Below are 16,533 nucleotides of genomic sequence, written 5' to 3'. Positions count from 1 at the left end.
TCATACCTCTGCCGGTTACGGCTACCGGCTAGGTTTCTTTGTTGTACAAGTGTGCCCAAAATTTGGGAGTGATCCTACCCGGAATAGGCTCCGTGTAGGCTGAATATGCTCCGCGACAACGTGAGTCAGGACCAAAGGAGTTCACACATGAAACGCATTCTGCTGGCTGTAGCCCTCGCCTTCGGTTTAGGTGTGGTCGCTGGTTGCGGTGGTGGCACTGACACCAAGTCCACCAAGAAGACAGAGCCAACCAAGCCTGCCACCAAGGCCGATGACGGAAAGAAGAACGGCACGACAACGCCGGAGAAGAAGGACGAGAAGAAAGAGGAAAAGAAGACAGAAGAAAAGAAGACTGAAGAGAAGAAGGAGGAGAAGAAAGAGGAAAAGAAGACAGAAGAGAAGAAGTAATCTCCTCCGAGAGGATAGGCAAGCCCTCGTACCACGTGCTCTGACTTGACTACGTTGGCAACCCTGCAGGTGAGCGTCACTCGGATTTGCCTTGCCTGCTTCCAAGTGTGTTTGGGTTTGTATCCCCCTAACCCTTAGACCTGAAGGAGAGTTCCATGAAGCGCGTTCTGTCTCTGCTCGTGTTGGCCTTCAGCTTCGCTCTGTTCACCGGCTGCGGCGATAGCAAGCCGGCAACCAAGGCCACCGCGGCAGGCGGTGGCGGTGGCGGCACCACAGCGCCCACGGAAAAGAAGTAATCGATGACGTTTTCCCGAAGCCTGAAAAAATCTCGTGGTCAAAATCCGGGGGCCTCTCCTGAGGAACCCGGATTGTTCTTTTCCACTGGCTGCCAAGTAGTAGAGTTTTCCATACCCATACTCTGCTTTATGCAATTTGGATGGAAATACAGAGTAGCTGTTATGAAGCTCTGCGGCCGTGTGCTGATCTGGGGATTGGTGTTGCTTCTGCTGCCAGGATGCGGGGGATGCGGCATCAGCGGGCGCGGCAAAAACAGCGACTTCGATCGCCCCAAGGCCTCCATTCCGCGCTGAGACGCAGAACACCCCCCTCAGTTATCGCTCAGATGATTTGCTTTTGAGGGTTTCTCTCTCAGCTCTGCCGCACCTTTTCGCAGGGTTTTCCTTTCGACAGGTTCCCCTACATCGGTTTGCGCGAAATCATTCGGGACAGTCAAGGGGAGGGAGGCAACTTTGGGAAAGGTGTTTCCTTTCCAGGCTGCGATTCGTCCACGGGGGGAAGGGTCAATCTGAGGATTGCTGCTTCGTGCAAGAGCTGGGCAAAGCGGCGAAACCGAGCGACTTGTTCCTGGCCATCCCTTGGAGCCTGTGATGGCGCAGACATGAGAGATTCAGATACTAAAGATTGGACCTGCCGGAGCTTAGCGATGGTGGTAACCAAGGAGGGATCCTCTGGTTGAGGTGCGGGAGGCACCTTGGGGAGAGCAGAAGCGAGGGTTTCCACGGCTTGCTGTCCCAGGCGGTAGGCCGCTTGATAGGCCGGAAGGGAAGCCAACGGACTGACCGAGCTTTGGACCCTTTCCCGCATCAGGGTCTGGTCCAAGTCATACCAGGCTTGCCGCCAACGCTGGCGCTCAGCGGGGGAGGGAATGGCCGCTGTGGGGAGCAAAGCCGAGGGTGTCGAGGTCAACAGGGTTTGCCATTGCTGATCCCAATCCTGAAGTTGCAGCAAGCGTTGCCGGAGCGCCCAACGACTTTGCGAGAGGATCAGGGCTGGGGAATCGCCATATCGTTGGACCAGGCGCATCAGTGTTTGCAATTCGTCCTGAAGGGAACGCCATGGCAGCCGCCCAGAGGCTTCCTCCCCAGGCCGCTTGACTGTTTCGAGAAGGAACAGCCAAGCCGCAGCGTGATGCAAAGCGGTCTGGGCTTGCGTCCAGCGCCCCTCCTGAAGGGCTTCGGCGGCAGCTCGCAATTCGCCGAGGAACCAGCCTGTCATTGCGGGGCAAGAGGCTAAACGATCCGGAGTCAGGAGGAGGGCAGCAGCTTCAGCACAACGCTCTACCCGGCGAGCGAGCACCGGAACCGACTCTTGGAGCGGCCCGGCAAGATACGCCAGAATCTGCTGCTTGTGGTCGGCCAGAACTGTACGCTGATGCTGACATCGGCTGGCCAGTTGCCGCCACTGGTGGGCCAACTCCGGCGCAGCTTCTTGCCACTCGCGGGCCAGACGATTCGCTTCCTCGGCTCCCTGCTCCAGAACTGTCAGAGCCGGCAGCCACTCCCCACGCTCCAAATGGGTGAGCACTTGGCGAAAGAAGTCCAGGCGCGCAGGGGGGAGAGATTTCAGGGGCGGCTGATCGGCGCGCTTTTGGTCTAAGGCTTCCGCTTGCCGGAGGATCGACCGCGCCCATTCCATTTGCGAAAGGCGGAAGAGTTGCCCCGCGGTGTGAAAGGCCAACGCCTCGGTCGCCTCCAGGCGCTCCAGGGCCAGGAGCAATTCCTGGCCACGTTGATGGAGTCGCTGAAGTTCTTGAGCAACACTTCGCTCCCAAACGTCCCGTACGGCCGGGGTGCTTTCCAGCCAGTGTTGCCAGTCGCGCTGCCAGTGATCCCACAGGATGGGGATTTGCGCGCGTTCCTCGGGCGAACGGGCTAGCTCCGCCTGACGTGCCACTCCTTCCAATTGCTGGGCCAGTTGTTGGAGTTGCCAGGACTGCTGCCGGGCTTCCGCCAATCGATCGCTGATCTGTTCGAGCTGGTGCAAGTGATGTTCCAGCGTTTGCAGGCGGCGCAAGGCGTGCTGGAGGGATTCGTGCTGTTCCGCTGACGCGAGGAGAAAAGGCCAGCGTTCGGCGACTCGGCCAAGCTGGTCCAATTCCTCCAGGGTCCGGCGCGCATCTTGCAGCAGGGGGCGCAGTTCTGACTGTACGCGGAGGTGGAGCAGGACGCGGTCCCAGACTCGCCGGACTTCCTGATACTGCTCAGCGGTCTGCCGCAGCAAAGTGCGGTGATGGTCCTGCCAAGATGGTGTTGGGGTTTCTCGCTGGATGTGCAACAGGGTTTGGCGGGAGTCCTGGCAGTATTTCCGAACCGCGGCGATCGCCTCACGCAGCCAGAGATGCTGGGCGAGAATATCCTGGAGGGCTTGAGGCGGGGCGGTGCGATCGACATGCACTTCGCACCAGCCTTCGGGAGGGAAGACAGACTCTTGTTGTCCCAACGGCGGATGCTCGACCCGGCGATTATCCCGGACCCGCAAGCGTAGGCGCAGAATTTCGCCGTCGCGGATCTGGGCGTCGATAGGCCAGTCGTACTGTCCCTCCACGGTGCCCTCTGGGCGGGTGGTAAGGGAGAGGCTGATCTGCTGCGGCCAGGGATTATTCACCCGGACAACTTCGAGCCACACTTGGGCGATGCCGAAATCATCTTGAACGCGGAAGCGGATGGGCAGGACGCTTCCCGGCGCCAAGCGGCGCGGTGCGGCCATCAGGCCGGACACTTCCAGCCAGCGAGGTGGCAGGTCCGACTGGACCTCCACAACTCCCGGCCACTGGCAGTACCAGCGCCGGCCCTGCCGTTCCACCACCGCGACTAATTTCCAGCGTCCCCCGCGCGCCACTGTCCAGCGTACGGTCCCTTCCCGGTGTTCGCCATCGAGTAGTAGTGGCAAAATCTCGACGGTACTCGCCTCCTCCGCTCGCCACTCGAGGTAGGCTGTCGCCACGGGCCGAGTGAACACTACCTGGAGTTGAACTGCGCCATATTGCCAGGCCAGGACCCGCAGTCCCTCCGTTTCCTCTTCGGGAATGGCATACTGCCGAGGGGAAAGATGGACGGCGTAACTGGGCGGTTCGACCCGCAGAACCGATTCCCGCGCCAGGCGCACGGGTTCGATCCGGACCACATTGTACCAGTCGCTTGTTGCCGTGCCGGCTTCGATGCGGTAGCGAAAATCACCTTCCACCCTCAATGAGGTGTAGACGGAGCCGGTCTCATCTCCTTGCATCGGCAGCCGTTCGGGCAGCCCGCGGGGCAACGCCTGCCGGATCAACCAGGCTTGCGGTGGCCAAGGTGCGGCGGAGGATAACCGCTCGACATAGGCACTCACTGTGACGCGTTCCCCGACGGGAATCGCCGCATCCCCGGAGGTGACGACAATCCGGTACTGGACCGGCCGCAATGCCTCGGACCACGGAAGGAACACACGGCGAGCGTGGAGAGGCGCTTCCGGCCAACCGAGCAGGGTCAGAACCAGAGCACTCAAGGCGAGGGCCGCCGCGACTACGGCGATTAAATTAGCCAGCCGCTCCCGGCTCCGGATCGCCCGCTCTTTCTGGGGGGATGACTCCCACGCCTGAACCGCCGCCAGACCTGACCACCACACCAGCACAATCATGCCGGTCAGCCAGGCAGACAAAGCCAGGGCACGCTGCCACCCGGCCAGCCACCACCAAGCGTCCAAAGCCAGCAACCCCCCGGCGATGATCACGCCTGCGGCCACCGTCCAGCACAAGCGCCGTGCCACTCCGAGCCGCCGCCTCACCCCCTCCCCTCCTCCGGTGAACGTCCTCTCCGCTCTGTCTGATGTTGCCCTAGGCGCTCATTCCTACTTGGATTCTCCCCGTCGCTCTCTGCATCACTATATCCCCCTCATTCAGTCCTTCGCAAGGATCGCTTATTCTCCCTCCGACCCAGAAACGGAGGCATGTCTTGCCGCTGCCTCCGCCGGAACCGATCCTGTTTCGGCTTCGCAATCCGCCGCTTATGGTCCCTGCGTGTGAATCCTTCCCCCCGCTTGGACTCTCCAACTCGACGAAGACGCGGCGCTCGCCAGCGGTAGCGGAGGGTGTGCCGCCGCAAACTCACTGCCGCAGGCAAACGCGGAAGTTAACTCCGTCTTGGCCCTGCGGAACACTCTTGAAGTATTTGATAATCCCTAGTCATTACGAAATCACGAGGGTTTGTCATGGATTTGAATCGTTTTACCGAAAAGGCTCAACAGGCGGTGGCCGAGGCCCATAAGCTCGCCGCCCGCTGGCAACAGCAACAAGTGGATGTAGAGCACCTGCTGCTAGCTCTACTGGATCAAGAGAAAGGGCTGGCGCCCGCTATTCTGCGCAAAGCAGGTTTGTCCCCCGAAGCAGTGACAATTCAATTGCAGCGGGAAGTGGAGCGCCAGCCGCGCGTCAGCGGCAGTAACATCGAGCCGCGGATCACCCAGCGCTTTCTGCGGCTGCTCGCCTTAGCCGAGGATGAAGCCCGCCAGCTCAAGGACGAATACGTCTCCGTGGAACATCTGCTCCTGGCCGCGACAGAGGATACCGGCCCGGCGGGGCGCATCCTCAAGGAGTTCGGGGTAACGCGCCAGCGGCTACTGTCTGCCCTGCGTGAGGTCCGCGGCAGCCAGCGCGTCACTTCGCCTAACCCCGAAGAAACCTATCAGGCTCTGGAAAAGTATGGACGGGATTTGACCCAACTTGCCCAGCAAGGCAAGCTCGATCCGGTCATTGGCCGCGATGAGGAAATCCGGCGGGTCATCCAGGTCCTGTCGCGTCGCACCAAGAACAATCCCGTTCTCATTGGCGAGCCGGGAGTCGGGAAAACTGCCGTGGTCGAAGGGCTGGCCCAGCGCATCGTCCGGGGGGATGTGCCGGAGGGCCTCAAAGACAAGCGGATCGTCGCGCTAGACATGGGAGCGCTCATCGCCGGCGCCAAGTATCGGGGGGAATTCGAGGAGCGGCTCAAGGCCGTTCTTAAGGAAGTCACCGATTCCCAGGGCCAGATCATTCTCTTCATCGATGAGTTGCATACCATCGTGGGGGCTGGCAAAGCCGAGGGGGCTATGGATGCCGGCAACCTCCTCAAGCCAATGCTCGCGCGCGGGGAATTGCACTGCATTGGCGCTACCACGCTCGACGAATACCGCAAGCACATCGAAAAGGACGCCGCCCTGGAACGCCGCTTCCAGCCAGTCTATGTCGATGAACCGTCCGTGGAGGATACTATCTCCATCTTGCGCGGGCTGAAGGAGCGTTACGAGATGCACCACGGGGTACGGATCAAGGACTCCGCTCTGGTGGCGGCGGCAGTCCTGTCCCACCGGTACATCACCGACCGCTTCCTGCCCGACAAGGCTATTGACTTAGTCGATGAAGCCGCCGCGATGGTCCGCACGGAAATCGACAGCATGCCCGCCGAGTTGGATGAGGTGCTCCGCCGCGTCATGCAACTGGAAATCGAACGGGAGGCCCTCAAAAAGGAAACCGACCCCGCTTCCCGCGATCGACTCCAGAAACTCGAAAAGGAACTGGGGGAACTCAAGGCGGAAGCCGACACCCTCAAAGCTCGCTGGCTCGCCGAAAAACAAGCTCTCCAGAAGATTCAAACCCTGCGCGAACAGATCGAACAGGTTCGCCGAGACATCGAACGGGCCGAGCGGCAGTACGATCTGAACCGGGCCGCCGAGCTGAAATATGGCCGCCTTCCTGAGCTGGAAAAGCAATTAGCCAGTGCCATCGCCGAAGTCGAACAGTCGAAGGGGCAACGACTGGTCAAAGAGGAAGTCGGCGAAGAGGAGATCGCCCAGGTGGTCAGCCGCTGGACGGGCATCCCAGTGTCGAAACTCATGGAGGGGGAAAAGCAGAAGCTGTTGCATCTGGCCGAGGAACTGCACAAACGAGTAGTGGGGCAGGACGAGGCCGTCCAAGCAGTGGCGGAAGCCGTCATCCGCGCCCGCAGCGGACTGAAAGACCCGAACCGGCCTATTGGCTCGTTCATCTTCCTGGGACCAACCGGTGTGGGGAAAACCGAGCTAGCCCGTGCTCTGGCCGAAGCCCTCTTCGATGACGAAAAGGCGATGGTCCGCATCGACATGAGCGAGTATCAGGAAAAGCACACGGTGTCCCGCCTCATCGGTGCCCCCCCTGGCTACGTCGGCTACGAGGAAGGCGGGCAGTTGACGGAAGCGGTCCGCCGCCGCCCCTACTCCGTCATCCTCTTCGACGAGATCGAAAAGGCCCACCACGATGTCTTCAACGTCCTGCTGCAAGTGCTCGACGATGGCCGACTGACTGACGGCCAAGGACGCACCGTGGACTTCAAAAACACCATCGTCATCATGACCTCCAACATCGGGAGCCAACGCATCCTGCAATACCAGGGCGCATTCCAGGGGGAACTTTATGAACGGATGAAGGAGGCGGTCTTCGAGGAATTGCGCCGGCACTTCCGGCCAGAGTTCCTCAACCGCGTCGATGAGATCATTGTCTTCCACTCGCTGCAAGAGGCGGACCTGATGCGGATCGTGGACATCCAGGTGGCTCGCTTGCAGGCGCGTTTGCAGGATCGCAAGATCACCCTGCAACTGACCGACGCGGCCCGGAAATACCTCGTCGAGGTCGGCTATGAACCGGCTTTCGGCGCCCGGCCGCTCAAACGCGCCATCCAGCGGGAAATCGAGACTCCCTTGGCCCGACTCATCCTCACCGGTACCGTCCGCGATGGCGACACGGTGATCGTCGATCACGATCCGGCCCAAGATCGGCTCACCTTCCAGTCCCAGCGGCGGGACACTTCCAGCACCTGATTCGCCCGCTTCCCTCGTCCACTCGTTTCCCCCTACTCCTGATTCGCCCGCTTCCCTCGTCCACTCGTTTCCCCCTACTCCTGCCTGCTGCAAAAAACACAGGAGCTTTTCCCTTCTCCCAAGGTCAGGGGAAGCCTTTCAGATCCGCATAAACTCGCAAGTGCGACCGTATGGAGGGAAGCACGCCTAGTGGGAGGGGAACCGAAGGTACCGGATCGACGGGAGGAAAAGCCGGAGCGGGGGCGGGGGGTGAGTTGCGAGGCGGTGGAGCGTGAGCTATGCTGGAGTGGGCAACAGCTTCCTTGTTCCCACAAGGAGGTTGGGGTTGGGTTCGATGGTCCAGCGGTTGGGGTGGCCACCTTTCATCCTCGAAAGGGCAAACCCGTCGCAAGGCGGGGGCGCAAAGCTACGGGCCTGAAGTTTCCCCTGTTCACCCACAAAACTCCAGGTCGCCGGGCTGCCGAAGGGATTGACTGGTCCGCACCTGTCCATCCCCAGTGTGCAGCGCACACTGCATCCCACTCGCTCCGATACCCATCGGAACCCCACGAACCCAACCTGCCCTCTTCCTCCCAGATTTCGGCCTTCGCCCGACCCTTTGCCGCAACCAAGGGATACCATGGATCCTGCCCGCCGCCAAGATAGTCGTTGTTCTTCTCTGGCGGTCTGCACAGCGCACGAGCCGCCATCAGCACACCTCACCAGCAGAAACTAGCCTTTTTGGCTCGCGCTGCCTATGCTGGCGGCAAAGCGATTCCCGCCATGAGGGAAACTCGCCAGGACCATTCCCAATGTCATCCGAGCGAGGGTTCTTTAGGGAGCCACCGATGTCCGCAGCACCAGAGACCATCCTGACAGGTACGGAGCGAAAGGGCTGGGCCAGCCTGCTTGATTTGAACGGCTACCAATGGTTTGTCTTCGTGGTGGCCGCTCTGGCGTGGATGGCGGACTGCATGGATCAGCAACTGTTTAATCTGGCACGGATGATGTCTTTGACGGATCTACTCGGCGGAGCTGAGGCGGATCGGGATGCGGTCACTCGCTGGGCCAGCCGGGCTACGTCGATCTTTCTGATTGGCTGGGCCACTGGCGGCCTGGTCTTCGGCATGTTCGGCGACCGGCTCGGTCGAGTCCGCACCCTGACGCTGACCATTCTGCTGTACTCGATCTTCACCGGTCTCAGCGCTTTATCGTTCGGACCGTATGACTATTGCCTTTACCGCTTTTTAACCGGTCTGGGGGTCGGCGGGGTATTCGCGGCAGCGGTCGCTCTCTTGGCCGAGACGATGCCCAATCATGCGCGTCCATTCACCCTGGGACTCATGCAAGCCCTGTCGGCCATCGGCAACATCACTGCTGCCTTGTTGTTCATCGCCCTGGGACTACTCGAACTCAACGGCCATCTCGATGCGCTCAAGGAGTATGGTTTGAGCGCTTGGCGGATTTTGTTTCTCATCGGCATTTTGCCAGCGGGCCTGGTCATTCTGATCCAACGTCGCTTGCAAGAACCGGAAAGCTGGCGGGCGGCCAAGGCGGCGGCAGATGAAGGACTGGGCAAGAAACTCGGCTCCTATCTCGAGCTGTTCGGGGGGGGATGGGTAACCCGCCATGCCCTATTGGGGATGCTCCTGGCGTTTGTCGGCGTTGTGGGCCTATGGGGCATCGGTTTTTTCGCCATCGACCTGACGCAGCGCATCTCGAACAGCGCTTTTGCTTCCGAGGCAGAAGCTCTGGGACTCGAAGGGGTGGAACAGCAGCGATACATCGCCGGGCAGCGAATTATTTGGGCGGGTATGACGTCGCTGGCCATCAATGTGGGGGCCTTCCTGGGCATGTCCTCGTTCTCCTGGCTTGCCGCACGCATCGGCCGACGCCCCTCCTTCACCATCACCTTCTTGGCCGCCTCCGGTAGTGTTGCTCTCGTCTTTACCCAAATGCAAACCCGCTCCGACATTCTCTGGATGAATGTGCTAATGGGCTTCTGCCTGCTCGCGCTCTTCGGCGGGTACGCGATTTATCTACCGGAGCTATTCCCCACGCGCTTGCGGGCGACCGGCACCAGTTTCTGTTACAACGTCGGGCGTTTCATCGCCGCCAGCGGGCCGCTCATGCTGGGCTTGCTCACCACGGAAGTCTTCGCACATACCGCCGAGGGAGGACTTTACCCTGATCGTCCCTTCCGTTACGCCGGCCTCACCATGTGCAGCATCTTCCTGCTGGGTCTGCTCGTCCTACCGTTTTTGCCGGAAACCAAGGACAAACCTTTACCGGAGTAAACTGCAAGGCGCAGGGAACCGCTCCTGGTTCACCTGTCCTTTCATTCCCCCAATAGTTAATTCCCCTTCAGAGGCACGGATATGATAACAGAAGAAAGGGGAACCGCTTTCCGTGCGGACAAGGTGCTTGTTTCCGTCCTACACAGCGGAACTTGGATAGTGAAACGAAACTCGAGGTCCCAGGAGGAAGCGATCGGTGGCGGTCACCATTTATGGCCGTTCTGTCCCATGTCTGAAGCTGCCCCCCACCCCCGATTGGCTTCAGCGGCACGGCGGCGAGTTGCGTCCGGATTTGAACCCGCAGGCGGCGGAAGTGTGGCTCGACGGCCAGCCGCTCTATCGTCTGGAAGTCCGGCCGGCGTGGGACCGTTATAGTTGTGCCGTGGTGGACATGACCAATGGCCAACGCCTGGACGATCCCCACAGTGTCTATCCCACAGCGGACGAAGCCCTCCGCGGCGGCCTGGAACAACTACGGACACGTCTGGGCTGGTGAAGAACCCCTGGAACCGAGCGGGCTGCACCCCGAAACCGAGGGGCGGAATCCTAAAATCAAGCGATCCTGAGGAGAACAGGTCGTGGAGCCAATGGCTTATCCTGCCTCTTGGCCCGCTGGGCATAGGCAGGGGCACTGCGACTGCCTTCAGGCGATGCGCAACTGCTGGCGGAGGGTTGCCACATCGATGTACCGGATCCCTAAGCGGAGGGCTTCGAGGCGGGTCTGCTGCTGGTACAATCCGGCCTGCGGCACGTCAATCCCGGCACTGGCATCCTCGACTAGAAATACCTCGAACCCCTCCTGCCGCAGGTCTCGCGCCGTGAAGTAGCAGCAGATATTCAAGGCCAGGCCGCAGATGACGGCGGTAGTGATTCGTTGGGCGCGGAGCAGGGCCGCAAAGCCCGGATGCTGAGCTGTAACGGCGTAAGCATCGCGATCGGCTTCATATCCCTTTCGCCAGATGGTGTGGAAGCGTTCGGTCATGAGTCCCGGCAGAAATTCCGCCCCGCGCGTCCCCTGCACGCAATGTGGCGGATAGAGATTGTCTCGCTGCCCGATAAAGGAGCAGTGATTCGGCGGATGCCAATCCTGCGTGGCATCGATGCGTGCAAAGGGCATAGCCAGCAAGGCGTTGACCGCCCCCACAATCCTCGCTCCGCCGGGAATCGGCAACTCCTCTGGGCACAGCTCGGTGAAACCCTGTTGCGCATCGACCACGATGAGGGTCGTTTGCGAGGCTAGCATCGAGGAACCTCCGAGAAACGCTGCACTGGCTCCGATACTCCCTCCGCAGGCGAAGGGCAAGGGCCGCGCGGGAACAAGGAAGTGAAAACATCATCCTTGCAGAAGAAAGAGGCACCTCGGCAGAAGAAGGAAGCTACAGGAGTGCTCGCACCAGGCGGGGAATGATATGATGGAAGGAAGCCCTTGGGGCGGGAGGCGGAAGTATGCCGCAACAGCCACCCTTGAGCAAAGCGATCCAGGATTATTTGAAAGCGATCCACCGATTAGGCGGTGCGCAGCGCCAGGTAGCGCCGACGCAGATCGCCCAGGCGCTGAAGGTGAAAGGGCCATCGGTTACGGGTATGCTCAAGCGTCTGGCGGAAGGGGGGTGGATCGAGTATCAGCCATCGCGGGGAGCACGCCTGACACGAGCTGGGGTCATGGCCGCCCGTCGGGTGATCCGCCGGCACCGCCTGGTGGAACTGTTTCTCACCCAGGTTCTGGGTTTGGATTGGAGTGAGGTGGATGCCGAGGCGGAAGCGCTGGAGCACGCCATTTCCCCGCGGCTGGAGCAAGCATTGGCCGCGTACTTGGGGGAGCCAGTCGAGGACCCACACGGCCATCCGATCCCTTCCCGGACCGGCTCACTCCGACGCCGCCGCCTTAAGCCACTGCCCGCCTTCCGTGTCGGTCAAACGGTGATCATCCGCGAAGTGCAAGACGACAACCCGGCCCGGCTACGCCACTGGCGGGAATTGGGGTTAGTTCCCGGTGCCCTCGTTCAGGTTCTGGGTTATCACGAATTGGAGGATGTTTACGAACTGCAAGTCGGAGAGCGGCGCCTGCGCTTGGGGCGGCTCCCCCTGAGCGGCCTGCATGGCCAGTTGTGGACCTCCCCGCGATCGGCCCCTGCTTCGCTCCGCCTCCAAACACCTCCTCCCTCCTCTTCCGATGGCCAGAGTTAACCCTCTTGCTGGCCCCAAACCAGGAAAGGCACACGAGGAGGACGTAGACGAGTTGACGTCACGCTTGAGCTAAACCCAATTCTGGCCTTCCGCCAATTCTTGGCTGACAGCGCAAGGCGTACCACCGGCTGCGAGCAGCTAGAGATGCTGAAGGGCTGTTTTCGCTCTCGCCGGATTTGACACCGCGGGCGGGCGCACTAGGGTTGCATCAGGAATTCGCCCCAGGGGGCGATCACACTGCAACAACCCCTGACGCTCAGGATGGGAAAGGAGGCACGTGTGCATCCAGTGTTCGCCTGTTCGCTATCGTGTCTAGCTATCGCAACTCTGTATTATCTGTGGCGTGATGTTTACCTACCCCGGCGTAAACAGCGCGTGCTGCGCGAACGTGTTGCTTACATGCTCTGGGTCGCAGCTCAAAAGATCCGTTAGGTTCCCCCTGCCGAGCAACACCACCGGTTGGCCCTTCAGTGGGCGAGAATCTACGGCATAGCAGTACAGCTCATGCAGGCTAACTCTTCCGTTTTTCCCCGTGCTGTACGTCCTACAGCGCAGGAAGAGACCTGGCGCGCAATTGGCCGAGTAAACATAGCCCCCGGACTATCGGACGAGTGTACTTTTGCGGCACACAGGTTGTCCTTTTCCGCGGTAGCTGCTAGCATGGCTTGGGGTTACGGTAATGGCCAGGAAGCTTATCGTCGCGGATTGGGCGGTTCCGAACGCTGAACCAATCCGAGTGTTTCTCTAAACCGTTCGCATGTTGAAGTATCGCATCATTCCCTGTCTGGATGTGGATCGGGGCCGGGTGGTCAAAGGGACGCACTTTGTGGACTTGCGGGATGCCGGAGACCCGGTAGAAGTGGCCCAGCGTTACGACGTCCAAGGAGCAGATGAACTGGTCTTTCTGGACATTTCCGCCAGCCACGAAGGCCGGGACATCATGCTGGATGTCGTACGTCGTGTGGCTGAGAGCATCTTCATGCCCTTCACTGTCGGCGGTGGAATTCGTTCGCTGGACGATGCCACGCGGCTTATCCAAGCTGGGGCTGAAAAGGTGAGCCTGAACTCCGCGGCGGTACGCCAGCCCGAGTTAGTCACGGCAGTGTCCCGCAAGTTCGGGCGTTGTGCCACGGTGGTCAACATCGATCCCAAGCGGGTCGAGCGGGAGGGCCGGACGTTCTGGGAGGTGCACATCAACGGCGGTCGGATTCCCACCGGACTGGAAGCAGTGGCCTGGGCAAAACAGGTCGAAGCCTTGGGGGCAGGCGAGATCATCCTCACCTCCATGGACGCTGACGGAACGCAAAACGGCTACGATCTGGAAATGCTGGAGGCGGTCAGCCGAGCAGTGTCGATTCCTGTCGTGGCCAGCGGGGGAGCTGGGCACCCAGAACACCTGTATCAAGCCTATCGGGCCGGGGCGGATGCAGCCTTAGCTGCTAGCATCTTTCATTACGGGAGATTCTCCATCGGGCAAACCAAAGCCTATTTGGCCCGTAAGGGAGTGCCGGTCCGCCTGGAATCTTACCCCGAAGCGAGCGGCTTGCTCCCAGAAACCCTGCACCTATGAGCTTGGCATGCTTCTTCCTCCCCCTCTGCCAACACAGGGAAGAAGCGGTTACAATAGGGCAGAGGCGCGGGGAATTGGTTCCCGACTGCCTTCCGTAATTCGGATTATTCGGGATCATCTTCGGGAGGCGAATCTTTGGGGAACGAACGAGAGGAGGGCGTATGAGCACACCACCGGCCGCCAATACGTACAAACCGATTACGATCAACTCGCCGGAACCTGGTCTGAAGGTGGCCCCGGCTGTACCCGGCGAACCCCCGATCAACCAGTTGTTCCGCACGGTCATGATGCATAAGGGTTCTGACTTGCACTTGAAGGCCGGGCTGCCCGGCATGATGCGTCTGCGGGGTGTCATTCAGAAGATGAACACCCCCATTCTGGAACAGGAAACGCTGGAAAAGCTCATCACCCCCATACTCAAGGAAAAAGATAAGCGCGTCTTCGAGGAAACCGGCGGGGCCGACTTTGCTCACGTCATCGGCAAGGATGAGGCCCGCTTCCGTGTCAACCTCATGAAAGCCCGCGGCAAATGGTCTCTCGTCGCCCGTTTGGTCAATTCGACGATTCCCACCTTCGAGCAACTCGGTCTGCCGCCGGTGATCGAAAAACTATGCCATTTCGAGATGGGCATGGTCTTGCTAGCCGGCGTCACCGGTTCGGGCAAATCCACCACCATCGCCGCTATGCTCGACTACATGAATGCTCACGAGCCGCTCCATATCCTCACCATTGAAGACCCGATCGAATTCGTATTCACCGACAAAATGTCCGTGGTCAACCAACGCGAAGTGTACATCGACGTATGCGATTGGCATACAGCCCTCAAACATGCGGTACGCGAGGACCCGGACGTGATCCTCGTCGGCGAAATGCGGGACTCAGATACCTTCGAAGCCGCAGTGCATGCTGCGGAAACCGGCCACGTCGTCTTCGGAACCATTCACGCTTCCAATGCCTACAGCACCATTGACCGCATCCTTGGCCTGTTCCCCCCCAATCAGCATGGAGCTGTGCGACAGTCGCTAGCCTTTAACCTGCGTGCCGTCATTGCCCAGAAACTGGTGCCGGCCATCAAACCTGGCGTGCAACGGGTCCCCACCAACGAAATCATGATCGTCAATCCCACCATCCGCGATCTCATACTCAAAGGCCAGGACTCCAAATTGCTCGATGCCATCCGCGCCTTTTACAACGAAGGGATGATGGATTTCAACAAGAGTCTGGAAGAGTTGGTCTTGCGCGGGGATATTGACAAAGCGACCGCCCTGGAGTTCTCCCCCAATCCGGAGCAACTCCGCATGGCCCTCAAGGGGATCAAGGTAGCCGCTTCGGGCCTGGTGTGATCCTCGAACGTAGTTGGGCGACACCCAAGGCCGGAACCAGGCCGGTGCTTCAAGAGATAGAGATGGGGCGCCAGCGGCGCCTGACCTTCTCACTGTCCTCTCGTCACGGTGCTGCCAGGGAGAAACAGGCGATTTCCTGGTCATTGCGCACGAAGATGCACTTGTCGGCGAAGGCCGGATGACTCCAGACCACCTTGCGGCCCGCCATGCGGTTGGTCGGTTCCAGGAGCACAGTTCGGCCAATCTCCTGATAGCCTTGGGGGGAAAGCCGGGCCAAAATGAGTTCCCCTTGTTCATTGAACAGGAAGCAGCGGTCCCCGTGGGGGATGAGAAAAGCGTTGCTCCAGCGTTCATTGTTGGCCGGTTCCTCCTCCTCAGCCACCTTGGCAGGTGTATAGCGCCCCCGCGTCGCCTTCATGGTCATCCAAATCCGTTTGCCTGTGGCCCATTCCAAGCAACGCAGTTCCCCATAGCTGCACACGCCGTAGATGTAGGCCCCCTGTACCACTGGCGTCGGCATGATGGCGCTGAGGTCCGTGGTCTGATTGGGCCGTTCCCCCTTGGCTTTGCTCTGCCAAAGGATCTCTGCCTGATCCGCCCCGACACGCAGCAGGGTGGAACCGTTATAAAATGACGTGAGGAATAATTTGTCCCCTTCGATCTGCCGCGGTGTGGGAGCAGTGAGAGCAGCCCGGACTTCCCAATCGACCCGCCACAAGCGCCGACCCGTTTCCGGATCCAAACCGAGCACCGCCCGGCTATGCCAAATGATCAACTGGCGCCTGCCGGCAAAGGTGTAGATCATCGGCGGGCAATACCCAAAATCGCCGGAGCAACTTTCCGCGGACCAGAGTTCCTGGCCGGTGCGCTTGTCGAAGGCGACGACCAGTTGGTTTTTCCGCCCTCCTACCAGGCAAATGAGTTTGTTCCCATCGAGAAGGGGATGGGCGGCGAAGCCCCAAGTCGGCAGCGATGCGGCATAATCCTTGAGGAAATCCTTGGACCAGACTACGCGCCCCGTGGCCGCCTCCAGGCAATGCAGATGCCCCATCGCCCCCAAAGTGTAGACCCGCTCCCCATCCACCGACGGCGTACAGCGCGGACCAGCCGCATAACTAATCCGATACTCCACAGGATAGCTGTGCTTCCAGAGTTCCTTGCCGCTGGCCGCATCCAGGCAGAGCACCCGCTCCTGGCCCGTCACGCGGGCACCCTTGGCAAAACCGCTTTCCGGCAGGTCGTTGCTTGGCACCAAGTCCATCACATAGACCCGGCCTTGAGCCACCGCAGGACCGGCATACCCCACGCCGATCGGCGTGCGCCACCGGGCCTTCAATCCTTCCGGAGGGAATTTGTCGATAATTCCTTGTTCTCGCCAAATACCGTCACGTTGGGGACCGAGCCACTGCGGCCAATCGTCGGCCCACAACAAACCCCAACTCCCGGTTAAAATCAACAGAATCCCCAAATTCCAATGCCACGGGCGCATGCTCTCCCCTCCCATGCTTGTAATGTCCGGATAGCGTCGGTTTGCCAAGGCGGCTTTTCCCCTGGAATCGATTCGGGCCGCAGATCACTCTCAACTGATAAGTGATGAGGTACCTGGTATCCCGCTTGGGGGGAGGCACCCCATCAAGCAGCCACC

The 16,533-nt window shown here is 60.2% G+C and carries 13 protein-coding genes and 1 riboswitch; of the genes, 10 read left to right on the top strand and 3 right to left on the bottom strand.

Going from position 1 to position 16,533, the window contains the following annotated elements; translation table 11 throughout:
- Nucleotides 1-147 precede the first annotated feature (147 nt).
- The 3 genes from H0921_RS04635 to H0921_RS18120 all read left to right on the top strand — a co-directional run bounded on the left by H0921_RS04635 (nt 148) and on the right by H0921_RS18120 (nt 998).
- Nucleotides 148-408 carry a hypothetical protein gene (locus H0921_RS04635; RefSeq protein WP_194536873.1) on the top strand — a complete coding sequence of 87 codons (261 nt, stop codon included), beginning with the start codon at nt 148-150 and terminating at the stop codon, nt 406-408.
- Between the two features lie 155 nt (nt 409-563).
- Nucleotides 564-704 carry a hypothetical protein gene (locus H0921_RS04630; RefSeq protein WP_194536872.1) on the top strand — a complete coding sequence of 47 codons (141 nt, stop codon included), beginning with the start codon at nt 564-566 and terminating at the stop codon, nt 702-704.
- 162 nt (nt 705-866) lie between these two features.
- Nucleotides 867-998 carry a hypothetical protein gene (locus tag H0921_RS18120; protein ID WP_261345446.1) on the top strand — a complete coding sequence of 44 codons (132 nt, stop codon included), beginning with the start codon at nt 867-869 and terminating at the stop codon, nt 996-998.
- Between the two features lie 139 nt (nt 999-1,137).
- Here the strand turns inward: H0921_RS18120 and H0921_RS04625 are convergent, their stop codons facing one another.
- A complete protein-coding gene (locus H0921_RS04625; RefSeq protein WP_194536871.1) occupies nt 1,138-4,470 on the bottom strand; it encodes a hypothetical protein in 3,333 nt (1,110 codons plus the stop codon).
- A 423-nt stretch (nt 4,471-4,893) separates the two neighbouring features.
- Between H0921_RS04625 and clpB the strand changes: the two genes are divergently transcribed.
- From clpB to H0921_RS04610, 3 genes are all read left to right on the top strand, one after another.
- A complete protein-coding gene (gene clpB / locus H0921_RS04620) occupies nt 4,894-7,512 on the top strand; it encodes an ATP-dependent chaperone ClpB (RefSeq protein ID WP_194536870.1) in 2,619 nt (872 codons plus the stop codon).
- Nucleotides 7,513-7,877: 365 nt separating this feature from the next.
- Nucleotides 7,878-7,977, top strand: a riboswitch (cyclic di-GMP riboswitch).
- Nucleotides 7,978-8,339: 362 nt separating this feature from the next.
- Entirely contained in the window at nt 8,340-9,788 is a 1,449-nt protein-coding gene (locus H0921_RS04615) for an MFS transporter (RefSeq protein ID WP_194536869.1), read from the top strand.
- A gap of 196 nt (nt 9,789-9,984) precedes the next feature.
- Nucleotides 9,985-10,284, top strand: coding sequence for a hypothetical protein (locus H0921_RS04610; protein WP_194536868.1), 300 nt, complete (start codon nt 9,985-9,987; stop codon nt 10,282-10,284).
- A 147-nt stretch (nt 10,285-10,431) separates the two neighbouring features.
- On the opposite strand, the gene H0921_RS04605 is transcribed toward H0921_RS04610, so the two are convergent.
- Nucleotides 10,432-11,031: an isochorismatase family protein gene (locus tag H0921_RS04605; RefSeq protein ID WP_194536867.1), complete on the bottom strand. Its 600-nt coding sequence runs from the start codon at nt 11,029-11,031 to the stop codon at nt 10,432-10,434.
- 203 nt (nt 11,032-11,234) lie between these two features.
- Here H0921_RS04605 and H0921_RS04600 point away from each other — a divergent pair, with 203 nt between their 5' ends.
- The 4 genes from H0921_RS04600 (at nt 11,235) to H0921_RS04585 (ending at nt 14,888) form a co-directional block, all read left to right on the top strand.
- Nucleotides 11,235-11,975: a metal-dependent transcriptional regulator gene (locus H0921_RS04600; RefSeq protein WP_194536866.1), complete on the top strand. Its 741-nt coding sequence runs from the start codon at nt 11,235-11,237 to the stop codon at nt 11,973-11,975.
- Nucleotides 11,976-12,254: 279 nt separating this feature from the next.
- Complete coding sequence (locus H0921_RS04595) at nt 12,255-12,407, top strand: hypothetical protein (RefSeq protein WP_194536865.1); 153 nt, start codon at nt 12,255-12,257, stop codon at nt 12,405-12,407.
- Nucleotides 12,408-12,732: 325 nt separating this feature from the next.
- A complete protein-coding gene (gene hisF / locus H0921_RS04590) occupies nt 12,733-13,545 on the top strand; it encodes an imidazole glycerol phosphate synthase subunit HisF (protein ID WP_194536864.1) in 813 nt (270 codons plus the stop codon).
- Between the two features lie 161 nt (nt 13,546-13,706).
- Nucleotides 13,707-14,888, top strand: coding sequence for a type IV pilus twitching motility protein PilT (locus H0921_RS04585; RefSeq protein WP_194536863.1), 1,182 nt, complete (start codon nt 13,707-13,709; stop codon nt 14,886-14,888).
- A 103-nt stretch (nt 14,889-14,991) separates the two neighbouring features.
- Here the strand turns inward: H0921_RS04585 and H0921_RS04580 are convergent, their stop codons facing one another.
- The gene (locus H0921_RS04580) at nt 14,992-16,377 is read right to left on the bottom strand and encodes a PQQ-binding-like beta-propeller repeat protein (RefSeq protein WP_194536862.1); all 1,386 of its coding nucleotides are present in this window, start codon (nt 16,375-16,377) and stop codon (nt 14,992-14,994) included.
- Nucleotides 16,378-16,533: the final 156 nt, after the last annotated feature.

The organism is Thermogemmata fonticola, from assembly GCF_013694095.1.
GTDB lineage: Bacteria > Planctomycetota > Planctomycetia > Gemmatales > Gemmataceae > Thermogemmata > Thermogemmata fonticola.
The sequence above is the reverse complement of the archived record's forward strand: the minus strand, read 5'-3'. Positions and strand labels throughout refer to the sequence as shown.

Excerpts from the sequence above, each read along its gene's own strand:
- H0921_RS04635 (WP_194536873.1), top strand. The coding sequence starts at position 148 with ATGAAACGCATTCTGCTGGCTGTAGCCCTCGCCTTCGGTTTAGGTGTG.
- H0921_RS04630 (WP_194536872.1), top strand. The coding sequence starts at position 564 with ATGAAGCGCGTTCTGTCTCTGCTCGTGTTGGCCTTCAGCTTCGCTCTG.
- H0921_RS18120 (WP_261345446.1), top strand. The coding sequence starts at position 867 with ATGAAGCTCTGCGGCCGTGTGCTGATCTGGGGATTGGTGTTGCTTCTG.
- clpB (WP_194536870.1), top strand. The coding sequence starts at position 4,894 with ATGGATTTGAATCGTTTTACCGAAAAGGCTCAACAGGCGGTGGCCGAG.
- H0921_RS04615 (WP_194536869.1), top strand. The coding sequence starts at position 8,340 with ATGTCCGCAGCACCAGAGACCATCCTGACAGGTACGGAGCGAAAGGGC.
- H0921_RS04605 (WP_194536867.1), bottom strand. The coding sequence starts at position 11,031 with ATGCTAGCCTCGCAAACGACCCTCATCGTGGTCGATGCGCAACAGGGT.
- H0921_RS04600 (WP_194536866.1), top strand. The coding sequence starts at position 11,235 with ATGCCGCAACAGCCACCCTTGAGCAAAGCGATCCAGGATTATTTGAAA.
- hisF (WP_194536864.1), top strand. The coding sequence starts at position 12,733 with ATGTTGAAGTATCGCATCATTCCCTGTCTGGATGTGGATCGGGGCCGG.
- H0921_RS04585 (WP_194536863.1), top strand. The coding sequence starts at position 13,707 with ATGAGCACACCACCGGCCGCCAATACGTACAAACCGATTACGATCAAC.
- H0921_RS04580 (WP_194536862.1), bottom strand. The coding sequence starts at position 16,377 with ATGCGCCCGTGGCATTGGAATTTGGGGATTCTGTTGATTTTAACCGGG.